The sequence below is a fragment of the Methylobacterium marchantiae genome, assembly GCF_042679825.1.
Classification (GTDB): Bacteria; Pseudomonadota; Alphaproteobacteria; order Rhizobiales; family Beijerinckiaceae; genus Methylobacterium; species Methylobacterium marchantiae.
On sequence record NZ_JBHTND010000071.1, the window covers coordinates 1 to 1,332 of the forward strand.

General features: G+C 66.1%; 1 pseudogene and 1 other annotated feature. The pseudogene reads left to right on the top strand.

Annotated elements, in window-relative coordinates:
* Positions 1-41: 41 nt before the first annotated feature.
* Positions 42-1,292 (top strand): annotated as a pseudogene (locus ACFQ4G_RS21840) (IS3 family transposase).
* Positions 323-461 (top strand) — a sequence feature (AL1L pseudoknot). It overlaps the preceding pseudogene by 139 nt.
* Positions 1,293-1,332: the final 40 nt, after the last annotated feature.

Here is a 1,332-nt window from a genome sequence, read left to right on the forward strand (position 1 = left end):
CCGGGTTTTCCGGAGGCCCCAACTCTTGCGAGGATGGAGCCATGACGAAGCGAACCCCACCGTTTTCCCTTGAGGTCCGTGAGCGCGCTGTGCGGATGGTGCTGGAGCACCAGGGCGATCACGACTCTCAGTACGGAGCGATCCGCTCGATTGCCGCCAAGATCGGCTGTTCGGGCGAGACATTGAGGAACTGGGTGCGACAGGCCGAGCGCGACCAGGGTGTGCGAGCCGGACCGACAACGGACGAGCGCGAGCGGATCAAGGCCCTGGAGCGAGAGAACCGGGAGCTCCGGCAAGCCAACGAGATCCTGAGGAAAGCGTCAGCGTATTTTGCACAGGCGGAGCTCGACCGCCCGTTCAAGCGATGATTGCGTTCATCGACGAGCACCGCGCCACCTGCGGGGTCGTCCTTCGAGAGCCTCAGGATGAGGCCGATCTGCAGAGTGCTGCCGATCGCCCCGTCGACGTACCACGCTCATGCCGCGCGGCGGACCGATCCCGAGAGGCTGCCGGCCCGAGCCAGGCGGGACGCGGCGCTCATGGCCGAGATCCGGCGCGTGTACGAGGCGAACTTCCGGGTCTACGGCGTGCGCAAGGTTTGGCGGCAACTCGCCCGCGAGGGGATCGTAGCCGCCCGCTGCACGGTGGCTCGGTTGATGCGGGTGATGAGCTTGGCTGGCATCGTCCGGGGACGCAGGGTCCGCACGACCATTCCCGATCCGGCGGCGGCCTGTCCGCTCGACCGGGTCAACCGGCAGTTCAAGGCCGCGTGCCCGAACAGATTGTGGGTCGCGGACTTCACCTACGTGGCGACCTGGCGTGGCTTCGTTTACGCCGCCTTCGTGATCGACGTCTTCGCGCGCCGGATCGTAGGCTGGCGTGTGTCGCGCTCCGCCCGGGCCGACTTCGTGCTCGATGCCCTGGAACAGGCCCTGCACGAGCGCCGCCCTTTCGCCGGTGGCGGTCTCGTCTGTCACTCCGACCGCGGGTCGCAATACGTCAGCATCCGCTACACCGAGCGTCTCGCCGAGGCAGATATCGAACCCTCCGTCGGTAGCGTCGGAGATTCCTACGACAATGCGCTCGCCGAGACGGTGATTGGCCTGTTCAAGGCCGAGGTGATCCATCGGCGCGGCCCGTGGCGAGGCTTCGAAGCCGTGGAATACGCCACGCTCGAATGGGTCGATTGGTTCAACAACCGCCGACTGCTCGAACCGATCGGGAATATCCCTCCCGCCGAGGCCGAAGCCCGCTACTATGCCAAAGCCGAGGCTCAACCCTTGGCCGCCTGAACCCAAACCAAATGGTCTCCGGAAAACCCGGCGCGGTTCA